Origin of the sequence: Salinimicrobium catena (genome assembly GCF_900102915.1) — a bacterium.
Classification (GTDB): Bacteria; Bacteroidota; Bacteroidia; order Flavobacteriales; family Flavobacteriaceae; genus Salinimicrobium; species Salinimicrobium catena.
Genome location: NZ_FNGG01000007.1, coordinates 71,535 through 88,052, shown reverse-complemented (window position 1 = coordinate 88,052; position 16,518 = coordinate 71,535). Strand labels below are relative to the sequence as shown.

The 16,518-nt window shown below is 44.7% G+C and carries 11 protein-coding genes; 10 read left to right on the top strand and 1 reads right to left on the bottom strand.

Annotated features, from left to right (window positions below):
• Positions 1–30 precede the first annotated feature (30 nt).
• The 10 genes from tamL (at position 31) to BLS64_RS12395 (ending at position 14,196) form a co-directional block, all read left to right on the top strand.
• Positions 31–2,595 (top strand): translocation and assembly module lipoprotein TamL, encoded by a 2,565-nt coding sequence (gene tamL / locus BLS64_RS12440; protein ID WP_093113804.1) that lies wholly within the window; start codon positions 31–33, stop codon positions 2,593–2,595.
• Positions 2,596–2,639: 44 nt separating this feature from the next.
• Entirely contained in the window at positions 2,640–3,707 is a 1,068-nt protein-coding gene (gene fbaA, locus BLS64_RS12435) for a class II fructose-bisphosphate aldolase (RefSeq protein ID WP_093113805.1), read from the top strand.
• 50 nt (positions 3,708–3,757) lie between these two features.
• Positions 3,758–4,615 carry an acetyl-CoA carboxylase, carboxyltransferase subunit beta gene (accD, locus tag BLS64_RS12430; protein ID WP_093113806.1) on the top strand — a complete coding sequence of 286 codons (858 nt, stop codon included), beginning with the start codon at positions 3,758–3,760 and terminating at the stop codon, positions 4,613–4,615.
• Positions 4,616–4,742: 127 nt separating this feature from the next.
• Positions 4,743–5,012: a 30S ribosomal protein S15 gene (gene rpsO, locus BLS64_RS12425; protein ID WP_093113899.1), complete on the top strand. Its 270-nt coding sequence runs from the start codon at positions 4,743–4,745 to the stop codon at positions 5,010–5,012.
• 308 nt (positions 5,013–5,320) lie between these two features.
• Positions 5,321–7,534, top strand: coding sequence for a polyribonucleotide nucleotidyltransferase (locus BLS64_RS12420; protein WP_093113807.1), 2,214 nt, complete (start codon positions 5,321–5,323; stop codon positions 7,532–7,534).
• A 184-nt stretch (positions 7,535–7,718) separates the two neighbouring features.
• Complete coding sequence (locus tag BLS64_RS15405; protein ID WP_093113808.1) at positions 7,719–10,061, top strand: TonB-dependent receptor; 2,343 nt, start codon at positions 7,719–7,721, stop codon at positions 10,059–10,061.
• 50 nt (positions 10,062–10,111) lie between these two features.
• Positions 10,112–11,209, top strand: a complete 1,098-nt coding sequence (locus BLS64_RS12410; protein WP_093113809.1) for a PepSY-associated TM helix domain-containing protein — start codon at positions 10,112–10,114, stop codon at positions 11,207–11,209.
• 90 nt (positions 11,210–11,299) lie between these two features.
• Complete coding sequence (locus tag BLS64_RS12405; RefSeq protein WP_011708302.1) at positions 11,300–12,163, top strand: sigma-70 family RNA polymerase sigma factor; 864 nt, start codon at positions 11,300–11,302, stop codon at positions 12,161–12,163.
• 403 nt (positions 12,164–12,566) lie between these two features.
• A complete protein-coding gene (gene rpe, locus BLS64_RS12400; RefSeq protein WP_093113810.1) occupies positions 12,567–13,229 on the top strand; it encodes a ribulose-phosphate 3-epimerase in 663 nt (220 codons plus the stop codon).
• Positions 13,216–14,196 carry a YpdA family putative bacillithiol disulfide reductase gene (locus BLS64_RS12395; protein WP_093113811.1) on the top strand — a complete coding sequence of 327 codons (981 nt, stop codon included), beginning with the start codon at positions 13,216–13,218 and terminating at the stop codon, positions 14,194–14,196. Before rpe ends, BLS64_RS12395 begins: the two co-directional genes overlap by 14 nt.
• Before the next feature lie 177 nt (positions 14,197–14,373).
• Here BLS64_RS12395 and BLS64_RS12390 read toward each other — a convergent pair whose 3' ends face one another.
• Positions 14,374–16,500 (bottom strand): Tex family protein, encoded by a 2,127-nt coding sequence (locus tag BLS64_RS12390; protein WP_093113812.1) that lies wholly within the window; start codon positions 16,498–16,500, stop codon positions 14,374–14,376.
• Positions 16,501–16,518 lie beyond the last annotated feature (18 nt).

Sequence of the window (16,518 nt, the reverse complement as noted above, 5' to 3'; positions counted from 1 at the left end):
TTGTATTTTTGAACACTTTAAAATCACTACTTGAAACACTTTGGGGCAAAAATATCATTAATTCTTTTAACCTTCATTTTACTTTCCTCCTGTAATGCAGTTAAAAGAGTTGAGGATGATGAGCGCCTGCTCACCGATAACACCATTCTGGTTAACGGTGAGAAAATAAAGGAAAAACGCATCTACAATCAGCTGTACCAGGAGCCAAATACTACTTTTCTGGGTCTCCCTTTACAGTTATATTTTTACAATCTGGCTAAACCCAGTCCCGATTCCCTTTTTCAACACTGGCTGACCAAAGAGCCGCAAAGAAAAGAACGATTGGCAGATCTTCTTTCTGAAAAACAGGTAGTGCGCCTGGGGAATATTTACGTGAACATCAACGAGTGGATAAAGGAAACAGGAGAACCGCCTGCCGTCATCGACAGCAGCCTGGCTCAGCGTTCGGCCGACCGACTGAAGGCCTGGTACTGGAACAACGGCTGGTTCAACACCGAGACCGGCTACGAGATCATCCCTACCAAAAAGAAAAGGGCAAAAGTGAATTATTTTGTCACTCCTAAAGAACCCTATATAGTTGACTCCATTACCACCCGTATCGCCTCTATTGTGGCCGACTCCATTTATGAAGCACATAAAGCGAATTCCTTAATTGTACCCGGGCAACAATACCGCACCGAAGATTACGGGACAGAAAGGGAACGCCTCACCAGCCTTTTCAGGAATAACGGACTTTATTATTTTGAGCAGGAAAACCTGAGTTTTGAAGCCGATACCATCAACACCGATCACAAGGTAAATACCGCGGTCATCATTCAGAACCGGCAGGCCACGGTAAATGGAACAGCTACCAGGATCCCTTACAAGGTGCACAAGATAAGCCGGGTAAACATTTTTCCCGATTATACCTTTGAGAACCGAAACGATCCAGTTACCGACACCGCTTCCAGGGAAGGTTACCACATTTACAGTTTTGGTAAATTAAAGTACAGGCCCAGAGCTCTTACAGATGCCATCTTCATCACCCCCAACAACATCTATTCAGATGAGCAGCGCAGCCTCACCTATAACCGGCTTAACCAGCTAAGGATCTTTAAATATCCGAATATACAGTATATGGAAGATCCTGCCGACAGCACCGGCACCGATCTTATCGCCAATGTGTTCCTTACAGCAAGGCAACGCTATTCTTTAGGCTTTGAATTCGACATTTCACAAAGCAACATTCAAAAGTTCGGAATTGGATTTGGAGGTTCGCTTCTTATAAGAAATGTCTTTAGAGGTGCAGAGATCCTGGAAATTTCGGCCCGCGGAAGCATTGGCTCCTCTAAAGATGCGGCCAATGATACCGACAGGTTCTTTGACATTACTGAAGTAGGAGTCGACATGGATCTTACCCTGCCCCGAATATTCTTTCCGGTTTCTACGGAAAGTTTCATTCCAAAGTACATGTACCCCTTCACCACCTTCAGCCTGGGAGCGAGCACCCAGACAAACATTGGTCTGGATAAACAAAGCTTAACAGCAGTAATGAATTACCGCTGGCTGCCTTCAGAAACCCTTACCCACCTTCTTGACCTGGTCAATATTCAATATGTAAGGAATCTTAATATTCCCAACTATTTCAATGTGTACCGAAACTCCTATCAAGAACTGAATGACATTGCCACTGCCGAGAACGTGGTTACCAACGAAGGCTACTTCGTGATCAATGAAGACGGAGGCAGGAACCTTATTATTCCCGAGGGCGCCAACGCTTTTTTAAGGGATGCCCGAATTGGGGAGGTGGAAAATCTCACAAATTCTCAAGTGCAGAACTTGAACGACATCAGGGAAAGAAAGAACAGACTGACCGAGGATAACTTAATTTTCGCTTCAAATTTCTCCTACATCCTTAATAAAAAGGAGAACATCTATGACGAGGATTTTTCCCGCCTGCGTGTAAAAGTGGAAACTGCCGGTAACTTCCTTTCGATGGTCTCTAAGGTTGCTAACCTTGATCAAAATGAAGATGGCAAATACAATCTTTTTGGGGTCAATTTCTCCCAATACGCCAAAACCGAAATAGATTACATAAAGCATTGGGATCTTGGCAGGAAAAATATTTTTGCCATCCGCACCTTTGGCGGGATCGCTATTCCTTATGGGAACTCCAACAGCATTCCTTTTATCCGCAGCTTCTTTGCCGGCGGGCCCAACGACAACCGTGCATGGCAGCCATACTCACTAGGACCCGGAAGCAGCGGCGGCAGGAACGAGTTCAATGAAGCTAACATGAAAATAGCCTTAAGTGCAGAATACCGTTTCAATCTTTTTGGCGATCTCAACAGCGCTGTTTTTGTGGACGCCGGCAACATCTGGAACGCGCTAGATGTGGTAGAAGAAGAGGCTTCCACCTTCACCTCTTTACAAGATCTGGAAGAACTGGCAATAGGCACGGGCGTTGGGCTGCGCTATGATTTTGATTTCTTTGTATTGCGTTTTGATGTTGGTTTCAAAACCTATGATCCGGCCAGGCCCGAAGGCAGCAGGTGGTTCAGAGACTACAACCTTCCTAATGCCGTCTATAACGTGGGGATCAATTATCCTTTTTAAGCCGGTAAATTTTCTTATTTTTGTTATCCTAAAATTAAAAACCTATGAGTCATAATATTAAACCCGGAGTAGCCACCGGAAAAGAAGTCCAGGAAATCTTTAAATACGCAAAAAGCAAGAATTTCGCCTTGCCTGCGGTGAATGTGATAGGAAGCAGCAGTATCAACGCCGTGCTTGAAACAGCAGCAGAACTTAACGCTCCCGTGATCATCCAGTTCTCTAACGGTGGTGCGCAGTTCAATGCCGGAAAAGGCCTTTCTAACGATGGTGAAAAAGCGGCTATTGCCGGGGCAGTAGCAGGGGCCAAACATGTGCATGAACTGGCAGAACTTTACGGTGCTACCGTGATCCTGCACACAGACCACTGCGCCAAAAAACTCACCGGGTGGGTTGACGGACTTCTGGATGCCAGTGAAAAGCATTATGAGCAATTTGGAAAACCGCTTTACAGCTCTCATATGTTAGACCTTTCTGAAGAGCCACTTGAAGAGAACATCACTGTTTGCCGCGAATATCTTGAGAGAATGAGCAAGATGGGAATGACCCTTGAGATCGAATTAGGGGTAACCGGCGGAGAAGAAGACGGAGTAGATAACACCGATATCGATTCTTCAAAATTATACACTCAGCCTGAAGAAGTGGCTTACGCTTACGAAGAACTAAGCAAAGTGAGCGACCAGTTCACCATTGCTGCTGCCTTCGGAAACGTTCACGGGGTATACAAACCCGGAAACGTAAAACTTACTCCGGTGATCCTCAAAAATTCCCAGGAATATATTTCAGAAAAATTCGGAGTTGGTGAGAACACTATTGACTTCGTTTTCCACGGCGGAAGCGGTTCCACCGTAGAAGAGATCAGGGAAGCCATTGGATACGGGGTGATAAAAATGAATATAGATACAGACCTTCAGTATGCCTATACCGAAGGGATCAGGGATTATATGGGAGAAAAAGGGGAATACCTGAAGTCTCAGATAGGAAATCCTGAAGGACCAGAAGTTCCGAACAAAAAATATTACGACCCAAGAAAATGGTTAAGAGAAGGGGAATTAACCTTTAAGGCCAGACTAAAAAAGGCTTTTGAAGATCTTAATAACGTCAATACTTTATAATCAAAAAATTATAACTTGTTTCGCTTTTGAAACATTAAATCCAACAGTCAATGGCTTGGTTTAGAAGAACACAAAAAGGGATACAAACAGCTACCGAAGACAAAAAAGATGTTCCGAAGGGCTTATGGTACAAATCCCCCACCGGCAAGATCGTAGATGCAGAACAACTGGAGAAGAATTTCTACGTTAGTCCAGAAGACGGTTATCATGTAAGGATAGGAAGTAACGAATACTTCCAGATCCTTTTCGATGACAACCAGTACACAGAGCTGGACAAGAACCTCACTTCAAAAGACCCCCTCAATTTTGAGGACACCAAGAAGTATACAGATCGTCTTGCATCAGCCCAGGAAAAAACCGGCCTAAAAGATGCAGTTCGCACAGCAGTTGGAAAATCAAAAGGAAAAGACCTGGTGATCGCCTGTATGGATTTCAAATTCATTGGAGGTTCAATGGGAGCTGTTGTTGGGGAGAAGATCTCCCGTGCGGCAGATTATGCTTTAGAACACAAAATTCCTTTGATGGTGATCTCAAAATCTGGAGGAGCAAGAATGATGGAAGCTGCCTACTCTTTGATGCAGCTTGCAAAGACTTCAGCTAAACTGGCGCAGCTTGCCGATGCGAAGATCCCGTACATTTCCTTATGTACAGATCCAACCACCGGGGGCACCACCGCCTCTTTTGCCATGCTTGGAGACATCAACATTGCAGAACCCGGAGCTTTGATCGGTTTTGCGGGACCTCGAGTGGTTAAGGACACCACCGGAAAAGATCTTCCGGAAGATTTCCAAACCGCAGAATTCCTTAAGGAACACGGCTTTTTGGACTTCATTACAAAGCGTTCAGAATTGAAGAACAAGGTGAATCAATATATTGACCTTATTCTGAATCAACCTTTAAGGGCTTAAAACCCTCTTTTACTGAGGATCAAAAATTTAATTTGCGCCGGGATAGTTAATTATACAGAAAGTAGTATATTTGCCGCCTGGCAGAGAGGCTGTCATATACATAAAAATCATTAAAATTAATATTGGAATGTATTTAACAAAAGAAGCCAAACAGGATCTGTTTGCAAAACACGGTAAAGGAAAGAATGACACAGGATCTGCCGAAGGGCAAATCGCTTTGTTCACTCACCGCATTGAACATTTAACCCAGCACCTTAAGAACAATCGTAAAGATTATAACACCGAGAGGTCATTGGTTAGACTGGTAGGTAAAAGAAGAAGCCTGCTGGATTATTTAATGAAGAAGGATATCTTGAGATATCGTGCCATCGTTAAGGAATTAGGATTAAGAAAATAACATTAAGGGGCTTCGCGCCCCTTTTTTTTATCGCTTTTCTTCTGAAACAGCTGAGCTTTAGCAAATTTTAATGGTTTTTTCTGCTTTCCTTAGAAAATTCTGTGTAAATTTTTAACCTCAATTTTTCGGACAAATCAAAGCTCGATCTTTTCACCAGAAATTTTTAAGCTTTACCGAAGAGCAAAAGGCAGTTTTTCATTGGTCTTACAACAACCCACAACAACAACACAACCGTCCCGGCCGGTAAGCCGGGAGACCATTGTTTAACACCTCCTTCTATAAAGCAGGAGCAGAACTAAAATTTATTTATGATTCCAAAAACATTTAAAGAGGTTATCGAGCTGGGTGATGGCAGGACCATTTCCCTCGAAACCGGAAAACTGGCAAAACAGGCCCATGGTTCTGTTGAGCTAAGAATGGGGAACGCCGTACTGCTATGTACCGTGGTATCTTCATACACTCCTACCACAATGGATTTCTTTCCGTTGACCTTAGACTACCGTGAAAAATTTGCTGCCGCCGGACGATATCCTGGCGGATTCTTCAAGAGGGAAGCCAGACCAAGTACAGAGGAGATCCTGGTAATGCGTCTTGTAGATCGCGTTTTGAGACCGCTTTTCCCTGCAGATTATAAGTTCGAAACCCAGGTGATGATCCAGCTGATGTCTCATGACGAGGAAGTAATGCCCGATGCCCTTGCAGGACTGGCCGCTTCTACAGCCATTCAGCTAAGTGACATTCCTTTTGAGGCTCCTATCTCTGAGGTAAGAGTTGCCAGGATCAAAGGAGAATTTGTGATCAACCCAAGCCGCAGCCAGCTAAGTGAAGCTGACATCGACATGATGGTTGGTGCTTCTGAAGAGTCTGTGATGATGGTAGAAGGTGAAATGGACGAGTGTTCTGAAGAGGAGATGGCAGATGCTATCAAGTTCGCCCATGAAGCCATCAAGATCCAGTGCCAGGCTCAAAGACGTTTGATCGAGGCAGTTGGTCAAAAACCAACTCGCGAGTATGAAGTGGCGCGTACAGATGAGGATATCAAAGCGAAGATCTTTGATGCGGCATACCAAAAAATATATGACACTGCAAAGCAGGCTCTTGGAAAACATGAGCGCAGCAATGCTTTTTCAGAAATAAAAGAAGAGGTAAAAGCCCTTTTTTCCGAAGAACAACAGGAAGAAGATGGCGCCCTTATCTCTAAGTATTTCAAGGAAGCACATAAAAAAGCAGTGCGTGACCTTACACTAAAAGAAGGTATTCGTCTTGACGGAAGAAAGACAAATGAGATCCGCCCAATCTGGTGTGAGGTTGATTATCTTCCATCTACACACGGCTCATCTATCTTTACCCGTGGGGAAACCCAGGCTCTTGCTACCGTTACCCTTGGAACCTCAAGAGAGGCCAATCAGGTAGACCTTCCAACCTACCAGGGAGAAGAAACCTTCTATTTACACTATAACTTCCCTCCTTTCTCAACCGGAGAAGCTTACCCTATCAGGGGAACCTCAAGACGTGAGATAGGACACGGAAACCTGGCACAGCGTGCATTAAAAGGAATGGTACCAGATGATTCTCCTTATACCATCAGGGTTGTTTCTGAAGTATTGGAATCTAACGGCTCCTCTTCTATGGCTACCGTTTGTGCGGGAACCATGGCTCTTATGGATGCCGGGGTACAGTTGACCAAACCCGTTTCGGGGATCGCAATGGGTCTTATTTCTGAAGGAGAAGACTATGCAGTACTTTCTGATATTCTCGGGGACGAGGATGCTTTGGGAGATATGGACTTTAAAGTGACCGGAACTGCAGATGGTATTACTGCCTGCCAGATGGATATCAAGATCAAAGGTCTTTCTTACGAGATCCTTGTCAAAGCCCTTAAACAGGCAAGAGAAGGACGTCTGCACATTCTGGACAAGATCACCGAAACCATTGCCGCACCGGCTTCTAACGTAAAACCTCACGCTCCAAAGATGGAGAAAGTGGAAATTCCGGGAGAATTCATCGGAGCTGTTATTGGACCGGGTGGAAAAGTCATCCAGGAAATGCAGAAGGAGACCGGTACAACCATCGTCATCGAAGAAGTTGAGGACATGGGTGTGATCGAGATCCTTGGTGTTGACCAAAGCGGTATTGACGAAGTGAAGAAGCGCATCAAAGCCATCACTTTCAAGCCTGAAGTTGGACAGGTATACGAAGTTAAAGTGGTGAAGATCCTTGATTTTGGCGCGGTGGTAGAATATACCGAAGCTAAAGGCAACGAGGTCTTGCTACATGTTTCCGAACTTGCTTGGGAACGCACCGAAAATGTTACCGATGTGGTGAACATGGGAGATGTTTTTGAAGTGAAATACTTTGGCATCGACCCAAAGACCAGGAAACCAAAAGTTTCCAGAAAGGCTATCCTGCCAAAACCTGAAGGTTTTGCATCCCGTCCACCACGCGGAAACCGCGAAGGTGGAGATCGCAATAAAGACCGCGGTCGTCGTGACGACCGAAGAGGAAGAGAAAAACGCGATTAACATAGCGAATTACCCTTGATATTAAAACGCCCTGAAATTTCGGGGCGTTTTTTTTTGAACTGTTGCTGAGCAACTTACCCCATTCCTGATCAAAATCATGTATCCTGCCCTTGTATATTATTTAGAACCGTTCTACATTTGCCATTATTTTTAAACAATCTAAATAAATACAACCCCCTAAATTATGCGCACTTTATTATTCTTAAGCATATTTCTAACCGGCTTCTGGGCCAGCGCTCAGCAGGCACAGATCACAGGACAGGTGAAAAACGAAAAGGACCTTCCAGTTCCCTATGTTCAGGTCACAGTAGTTGAGACCGGGCAGCAAACTGCCACAGATGAAAAAGGAAACTTCAGCTTTGAATCTGTTCCCGCCAAAACCTTGGATCTTCGGTTTACAGCCATGGGTTTTGCATCAAAAACTGAGACTGTTACTCCCACTTCAGGAACTGAAACAAACATCACAGTCGTTTTAAAAGAAGAGTTTCAGGATCTGGGAGAGATTGTGATCACTTCAAACCGAAGAACAGAAACCCTGGATGAGGTTCCTTCTTCTGTTTCTGTACTGACTTCTGAACAAATTCAGACACTCTCTCAAACCAGTAATTCTGTAGCTGATATTCTTAATGAAGTTCCCGGGCTCGCCATGAGTACCGGCATGACCAGCAATACCGGCCAAACCCTGCGTGGCCGAGATATGCTGGTTTTGATAGATGGAATACCTCAATCCACTCCTTTAAGAGATGGAAGCCGAGACATTAACACTATTGACCCTAACACTATTGAACGCATTGAGGTTATCAAAGGGGCTACCGCGATCTACGGAAATGGTGCCGACGGCGGGATCATCAATTACATCACCAAAGAACCAAAAATCGGCAAGCCTTTCAACAGCACTACAGAATTAAGCACCGAAGGATCACTAGTAGATATAGATCATACTGTAGGTTCAAAAGTTTACCAGAGCTTCTCAGGTTACGGTGAAAAACTGGGATATGTAGTTAGCGGAAGCTTCCGCCAAACCGGTATCTTCAGAGATGCTAATGGCGAGGTGCAGTCACCAACTTACGGACAAGGAGAGACCAACCAGTACAGCGCTTTCGGAAAATTGAATTATCAACTTAATTCTTCAAATGCTGTGGAATTCATGTACAATTACTTCAGCAGCAATCAGGATACCGAGTATATTAACCAGAACGGTGTTTACGGGGAACGTCCTGCGATTGGAGTGATTGGTGAAGTTCTTGGAGTAGACCAGGGAAACCGCTATAACCATAACGGGCAGCTGACCTATGATTCCTACGGAATATTTGGGAACACCGATCTTAAACTGAATCTTTACTTCCAGGATTTCAAAACCGTTTACGGCTACTCCCCTTTCTTCTATAATGCCGAAGAAGGTTACGAAGGCGGTCAATCCATGATCACCAGCTCCAAAAAAGGAGTTCGTGCAAACTTCAAGACCGGTTACGAATTGGGGCAACTTAACGGAGACATCTTATATGGTATTGATATCCTTAATGATGTGACCGCGCAGGGACTTGTTGACGGCCGTAGCTGGGTGCCTGAAACAGACATGACGAACTTTGCGCCATATGCCCAGCTGAAAACCCTGTACAATGATTTTGTACTTAAAGCAGGAATCCGCTTTGAAAATATTAATATCGATATTCCAGATTACACCACGATCTACATTTTCCCATACGGAGGAGATACTCCAAATGGCGGCGTTGATGTAGACGGGGGTACACTTATATATGATGCAACCACATTTAACGTGGGGCTTAGGTATAACCAATGGGAAGCATTCAAGCCATTTGTAAGCTTTTCCCAGAGTTTTTCAATAGCCGATCTTGGCAGGACGCTTCGTTCAGCTACTGAAAATACGGTTTCCCAGATCTCATCAGAAGCTGTTATTGCGAACAACTACGAAGCCGGATTCAACAGCAGGTTAGGCAATACGAGACTTAGCGGAGCTGCTTTCATTAGCACCTCAGAACTTGGAGCCACTTATAAAGAAGTGAATGGCGTTTTCCAGATCGCAAGACAACCAGAAAAGGTATATGGTTTTGAAGCTGCCTTCGACACACGCTTCACTTCAAATTGGAGCGCGGGGAGCTCCATCTCCTGGACCGAAGGAGAGCTGGATTCTCAGGATAACGGAAATTATGACACCTGGATGAACGGAGATAGAATTCCGCCTTTGAAAACCGTCACTTACCTGCAGTACGCTTTCCTTAACAGATTTTCGGCAAGGTTATCGCATACTTACAGCGGGAACAGGGAAAAATTTGATCCTAAAGCAGACGGTTCTTACACCTATGGAATGGGTCCTGTAAATGATTTTCACCTGGTGAACCTCAGCAGTAGTTATCAGCTAACCGAGGAAACAAGAATTGGACTGGGTGTGGAAAACCTGTTAAATGAAGATTATTATCTACCTATTTCACAATGGGATGCACGGGCAGCCAACTACCGCAAAGGTACCGGGGCAAGATTTAATCTTTCGCTGCAAATAGAACTATAATTAAATTCTGAAGTTGAAGGCCTGTTCAACCGGGCCTTCAACTTTAAAAGATGAAAAATAAAACCCTTTTAAAATATCATTCCTGGACGGGCCTCATTGCAGGCCTCTTCCTCATTTTAATGGGGATTTCGGGTACTATCCTCGTTTTCCAGCACGATATTGAAGATGTGCTCTGGAAAGACTATATACAGGTGGAAAATTTTGAAGGTCTTAATATTGACCAGGGGTTTCAAAAGATCCAGCAGGAATACGGGCAGTGGGACATCAGGCTGATGCACTTCGAAGAAAATGAGGCGCTGATCTTTAATCTTCGAAAACCCACAGAACGTCTTTTCGTTTTTGTTCATCCCACTTCTGGAGAGATCATAAAGGAGGTGAATGAACTCACTACTTTTACCCGATGGCTTCTAAAATTCCATTATTCTTTTCAATCTGGACCATGGGGAAGATTAGTGGTGCTTATTGTTGGGGTTCTGTTCTTCATTTCCCTGCTTACCGGCCTTATTGTCTACAGGAAATCAATTATGGACACTCTCCTGTTCCGCACCAGGATTAAAAAGAAGAACAAACGCAGCTTTTATTCTTCCCTGCATCGCATCGTGGGAGTATGGGCATTACTGCTCAATCTTCTGCTGGTGATCACAGGTACTGTCCTAGCCTGGACGGTTACTCAATCCGGATTTAATCCACCGGCCGCGGCTCAAACCCCCGCCTTTATCGCACCCATAGAGACTGCACTGGAAGAAATAAAAGTTACAAAACCTCATTTTACACCCACTTATATCCGCCTGCCCCTGAACGAACAGGGTTACGTCGTCATTTATGGAATCTATGAAGGCGATCCATTCTACTTCAGTGAATTTGGAAATTACTTTTTGGTTGATCATCGAACGGGAGAAATTACCGGGGAAATAAAGATCACCAAGGCCGATCTCTCTACTCAATTGTCAAATACCCTGATCCCATTGCATTTTGGACAGTATGGAGGAATTTGGTCAAAACTGCTCTACGCGCTGGTTGGCCTTTCAGGTCCATTCCTCTCAATATCAGGTTTTATTATCTGGCGCCAGGGGAAAAAACGCAAGAAAAAGAAGCGACTCAAGGCTCGAAAAAAGCAAGAAAAAGTCCCGGAAGAAATTATTTTTTGATTATCTTTATTTCTTGTAACATTTTCTCACCTCTTCCCGTATAACTTATTACAAGAGTTATTTTACAATTAAATCCAAGGAGAACGATAGATGAGACAACTTAAGATTACGAAGCAGGTAACAAACCGTGAAACTGCTTCGCTGGATAAGTATTTGCAAGAAATTGGTAAAGTTGACCTGATTACGGCCGATGAAGAGGTGGAGCTGGCTCAGCGAATTAAAGCGGGTGATGACCGCGCCCTGGAGAAACTGACTAAAGCGAATCTTCGTTTTGTGGTTTCTGTGGCTAAACAATATCAAAACCAGGGATTGACCCTTCCCGACCTTATAAACGAAGGAAATTTAGGATTAATAAAAGCGGCAAAAAGATTTGATGAGACCCGAGGTTTCAAATTCATATCCTACGCCGTATGGTGGATTCGCCAATCTATTCTTCAGGCATTGGCAGAACAATCCCGTATTGTGCGCCTTCCACTTAACAAGATCGGTTCGATCAACAAGATCAACAAGACATTTGCCTTTTTAGAGCAATCACATGAACGCCCACCTTCCGCAGAAGAGATCGCGAAAGAGCTTGACATGACCATTAATGATGTTAAGGAATCTATGAAGAATTCCGGGCGTCACGTATCGATGGATGCTCCGCTGGTTGAAGGGGAAGATTCTAACCTTTATGATGTATTGCGTTCAGGGGAGTCTCCTAATCCGGACAAAGAACTTCTTCATGAATCTCTGCGTACAGAGATCGAAAGAGCCCTTGAGACCCTTACCCCGCGTGAAGCTGATGTGATCAGGTTATATTTCGGGCTCGGAGATCAACATCCAATGACCTTAGAAGAAATTGGCGAGACTTTTGACCTAACAAGAGAAAGAGTAAGACAGATCAAGGAAAAAGCTATTAGAAGACTGAAACATACTTCAAGAAGCAAGATCCTTAAGACATACCTGGGGTAATACCCGGTAAAGATGACAAACAGTTTTTAAATGAACTGTTCGTTTTTTGATTGATTGATGAAGAACCCCGGCTGATTACCGGGGTTCACTTTTTAATAGCTTAAAGCAAAGCCGTAAAGATCAGTCTAATATTCCCATGGATAATTCATCACCCCCGTAGCTATCAGGATGATTATGAGAATCAAGATCAGAATCGCTACGAAACACCCCATCCTTCCGTAGTTTCTTTTATTGCTTTTTTCTTCTACTTCCATAGGAACTGTTTTTAAGATTGGTAAGTTTAGTTTCTTTAAGATACAAAAATAATTAAGCACCAACTTTCGCAGAAATGATAAACAAAAGCAAAAACCAGGGTTTTGCATAATTCTTGTTATTTTTGCCCCACACTCACGACACAACTCACATGACAAAAAAAGTAATTGCCCCCTCTGTTTTAGCTGCTGATTTCGGAAACCTTCAGCGCGATATTGAAATGATCAATAAGAGCGATGCCGACTGGTTTCACATCGATATCATGGATGGGGTGTTTGTACCCAATATTTCTTATGGAATGCCCGTTTTGCAGGCCATTGCCAAACATGCCACCAAAACCATTGACGTGCACCTCATGATCGTAGATCCAGATCGATACATCAAAACCTTTGCAGATCTTGGCTCAGATATACTTACAGTTCATTACGAGGCCTGTACCCATCTCCACAGAACCATTCAGGCGATAAAAGCTGAAGGTATGAAAGCCGGAGTAGCGATCAATCCGCATACCAGTGTTGAGCTGCTGGCCGATGTGATCAACGACCTTGATCTGGTGCTCGTCATGAGCGTGAATCCCGGATTCGGCGGTCAAAGCTTTATCGAGAACACCTATAAAAAGGTGAGAAGACTGAAGGAGATCATCACCGAAAACAATGCTGATACTATCATAGAAGTCGACGGCGGGGTGACCGATAAGAATGCCGCTCAACTTATAGAGGCCGGAGCTGATGCCCTGGTGGCCGGAAGCTATGTCTTCAAAGCAGAAGATCCTACAAAAACCATTAAAGAACTAAAAGCCCTTGCCAATTCCTGAGACAGAAAAAATATATGACGTTTTGATCGTGGGCGGCGGACCCATTGGTATCGCCTGCGCCCTCGAAGCCAAGAAGAAAGGCCTCTCCTATCTCATTTTAGAGAAGGGGACGCTGGTTAACTCGCTGTACAATTATCCTTCGAACATGACCTTCTTTTCAACTTCTGAAAAGCTGGAACTGGATGAGATACCTTTTATCAGTACAAATCCGAAGCCGCACAAACAGGAAGCTTTGGAATATTATCGAAGAATAGTCACTTCGAACCATCTCAATATTCACCTTTTTGAAAAGGTGGAAAAGATAGACACTGAGGCTGACCTTCATAAGGTAACCACTTCAAAAAGAACCTATAGTTCCAAAAATGTCATAATCGCCACCGGTTTTTACGATATCCCGAACTACCTGAATGTACCCGGAGAGGACCTGCCGAAAGTGGCACATTATTATGGGGATCCACATTTTTACGCGACCCAGAAGACCATTGTAGTTGGAGCCAGTAATTCGGCTGTAGATGCCGCGCTTGAGATCTACCGAAAAGGCGGAGATGTGACCATGGTGGTACGTGGGCCGGCCATTGGAGAGAGAGTGAAATACTGGGTAAAGCCCGATATTGACAATCGCATCGACGAAGGCAGCATAAAGGCCATTTTCAATGCCGAGATCAAAGAGATCCGGGAAAATAAAGTCGTCATCACCTCCAAAGATGGCGAACAGGTATTGGAGAACGATTGGGTACTCTTGCTTACCGGCTACCGTCCTAATTTTGAATTCCTGAAAGACATGGGTATTAAACTTTCCGAGGACGGAAAAAGGATCCCACAATACGACCCGGACACTATGGAAAGCAATGTAAAAGGCATTTACCTGGCCGGGGTGATCTGCGGGGGAGTTGAAACCCATAAGTGGTTCATCGAGAATTCGAGGGTGCACGCGAAGATGATCATGGAGGATATCGCCAGCTCTTAGCTGTTAACCATCTTCTGTTGCCGGTTGCCGGTTACAGGTATCATCCCGAACCCGCCTGCCGGACGGGCGGGGAACTTTTTGACGACTGAGGAATCTCTGCTTCCACGTCTTTGGAAATTGGTGCTTGTTGCTTAAATTTTCCAGGTCTAACTTCCCACTTCCAACCTCTAACTTCCCTCAGTCTATCATAGACAGCTGGATTCTCTTGCGTGCCTCGTCTACTTCCAGTACGGTCACCTGCACATGCTGATGCAGCTTGACTACCGAATTCACATCGCTCACAAATTCATTTGCCAGTTTCGAAATGTGCACCAGTCCGCTTTCTTTGATACCAATGTCCACAAAACAACCAAAATTGGTGATGTTGTTCACTATTCCCGGCAGTTTCATTCCAGTTTTTAGATCTGCAATACTCTTAACATTCGGATCAAATTCGAAGACTTTAGCCGCTTTCCGCGGATCCACTCCTGGTTTTTCCAGCTCCCCAAGGATATCCTTCAGCGTAGGCATCCCCACCTTTTCGGAAAGGTACTTTTCCGGCTTTATCTTTTGGAGCAGGCTTTTGTTTCCAATCAACTCTTTCACCTCGACCTTTAGATCTTTAGCCATCTTTTCAACGACCGAATAACTCTCTGGGTGAACCGAAGAATTGTCCAGCGGATTTTCAGAATCCGGGATTCGCAGGAATCCGGCGGCCTGTTCGAAAGCTTTGGCACCCAGTCGTGGCACCTTCAGCAGTTCCTGACGGGAAGAGAACCCGGTGTTTTCAGTTCGGTAGGCAACGATGTTCGCGGCCAGAGCCGGTCCAATTCCTGAAACATAGCTCAACAAGGCTTCACTGGCCGAGTTCAGGTTCACTCCAATTCCGTTCACGCAGCTTTCCACTCCCCTGTCCAGTTCGGTCTTAAGTTTGACCTGGTCCACATCATGCTGGTACTGCCCCACCCCTATCGCTTTCGGGTCGATCTTTACCAGTTCGGCTAAGGGGTCTGCCAATCTTCTCCCAATGGAAACCGCGCCTCTTACCGTCACGTCATAATTGGGAAATTCGGCACGGGCGATCTTAGAAGCTGAATATACCGAAGCGCCCGCTTCATTCACCACGAACACCTGCACGTCTCGATCAAACGGTACTTTTCTGATGAAAAATTCGGTTTCCCTTGAAGCAGTTCCGTTTCCAATGGCTATCGCTTCTATATTATGGGCATTGACCAGCGACTTTATCTTTTTCGAAGCCATGGAAACCTCCTTTTGCGGCGGATGCGGATAAATTGTCTCATTGTGCTCCAGCCTGCCATGCTCATCAAGGCACACCACTTTACAACCCGACTTAAACCCCGGATCTATGGCCAGGATTCTTTTGGTACCTAAAGGCGGGGCAAGCAGCAACTGCCGCAGGTTTTCAGAAAAAACAGCGATGGCTTCCTCATCGGCCTTCTTTTTGGCCGCAGTCAGAGCTTCGTTAGAAAGTGCAGGAAAAAGCAGTCTTTTCAAAGCATCTTCCATGGCCTCTTCCACATAAGGCGTACAGGAATTTGGTTGCTTCTTTAGCACAGACCTGCCGGTGAGTTGTTTCGCTTCTTCTGGATCAACCTCTATCTTAACTTTAAGATAACCCTCTTTTTCAGCTCTTAAAATGGCCAGCAGGCGATGGGAAGGAATAAACTTTAACCGCTCCTGCCAATCAAAGTAATTCCTGAACTTTTGTGCAGCCTCTTCCTTTTCTTTCTTTTTAACCACTTTTGCTGAAATTTCAGCGGTGCGCTCAAAAATTTTTCTCAATCGGCCGCGAATGCCTTCATTCTCATTGATCCATTCCGCGGCGATATCTTTAGCTCCCGAAAGTGCATCTTCAACAGAAGCGACTTCTTTGCCTACGAATCTTTCGGCTGCAGCTTCGATATCAGCAGAATTCTGGGCCATTAACATCTTTGCCAGAGCCTCCAGGCCGGCTTCCCTCGCAGCATCGGCACGGGTCTTCCGCTTCTTTTTGTAAGGCAGGTAAAGATCTTCCAACCTGGTAAGGTCATCGGCTTCAAGAATGCTCTTCTCCAGCTCAGGAGTGAGGGCATCCTGCTCAGAAATGGCTTTTAAAATGCTCTTTTTGCGCTTCTCCAGTTCCTCGTATTCCTGTTTAAAGCTCAGGATCTCCCCAATCTGAAGTTCGTCAAGATTCCCCGTCATCTCCTTGCGGTACCTGGCAATGAAGGGAATGGTAGCATCTTCTTCCAGCAGTTTCAGGGTATTTTCTACATTTTTTGAGGCTATTCCGCTTCGGGAAATGATGAACTGTGATTTGGTCATGAGAAAGATTTAGGAAAG

Bases quoted from the DNA above. Each gene is read 5' to 3' on its own strand.
- fbaA (WP_093113805.1), top strand. From the start codon at position 2,640: ATGAGTCATAATATTAAACCCGGAGTAGCCACCGGAAAAGAAGTCCAG.
- rpe (WP_093113810.1), top strand. From the start codon at position 12,567: ATGACAAAAAAAGTAATTGCCCCCTCTGTTTTAGCTGCTGATTTCGGA.
- accD (WP_093113806.1), top strand. From the start codon at position 3,758: ATGGCTTGGTTTAGAAGAACACAAAAAGGGATACAAACAGCTACCGAA.
- BLS64_RS12390 (WP_093113812.1), bottom strand. From the start codon at position 16,500: ATGACCAAATCACAGTTCATCATTTCCCGAAGCGGAATAGCCTCAAAA.
- rpsO (WP_093113899.1), top strand. From the start codon at position 4,743: ATGTATTTAACAAAAGAAGCCAAACAGGATCTGTTTGCAAAACACGGT.
- BLS64_RS12420 (WP_093113807.1), top strand. From the start codon at position 5,321: ATGATTCCAAAAACATTTAAAGAGGTTATCGAGCTGGGTGATGGCAGG.
- BLS64_RS12410 (WP_093113809.1), top strand. From the start codon at position 10,112: ATGAAAAATAAAACCCTTTTAAAATATCATTCCTGGACGGGCCTCATT.
- BLS64_RS12405 (WP_011708302.1), top strand. From the start codon at position 11,300: ATGAGACAACTTAAGATTACGAAGCAGGTAACAAACCGTGAAACTGCT.
- BLS64_RS15405 (WP_093113808.1), top strand. From the start codon at position 7,719: ATGCGCACTTTATTATTCTTAAGCATATTTCTAACCGGCTTCTGGGCC.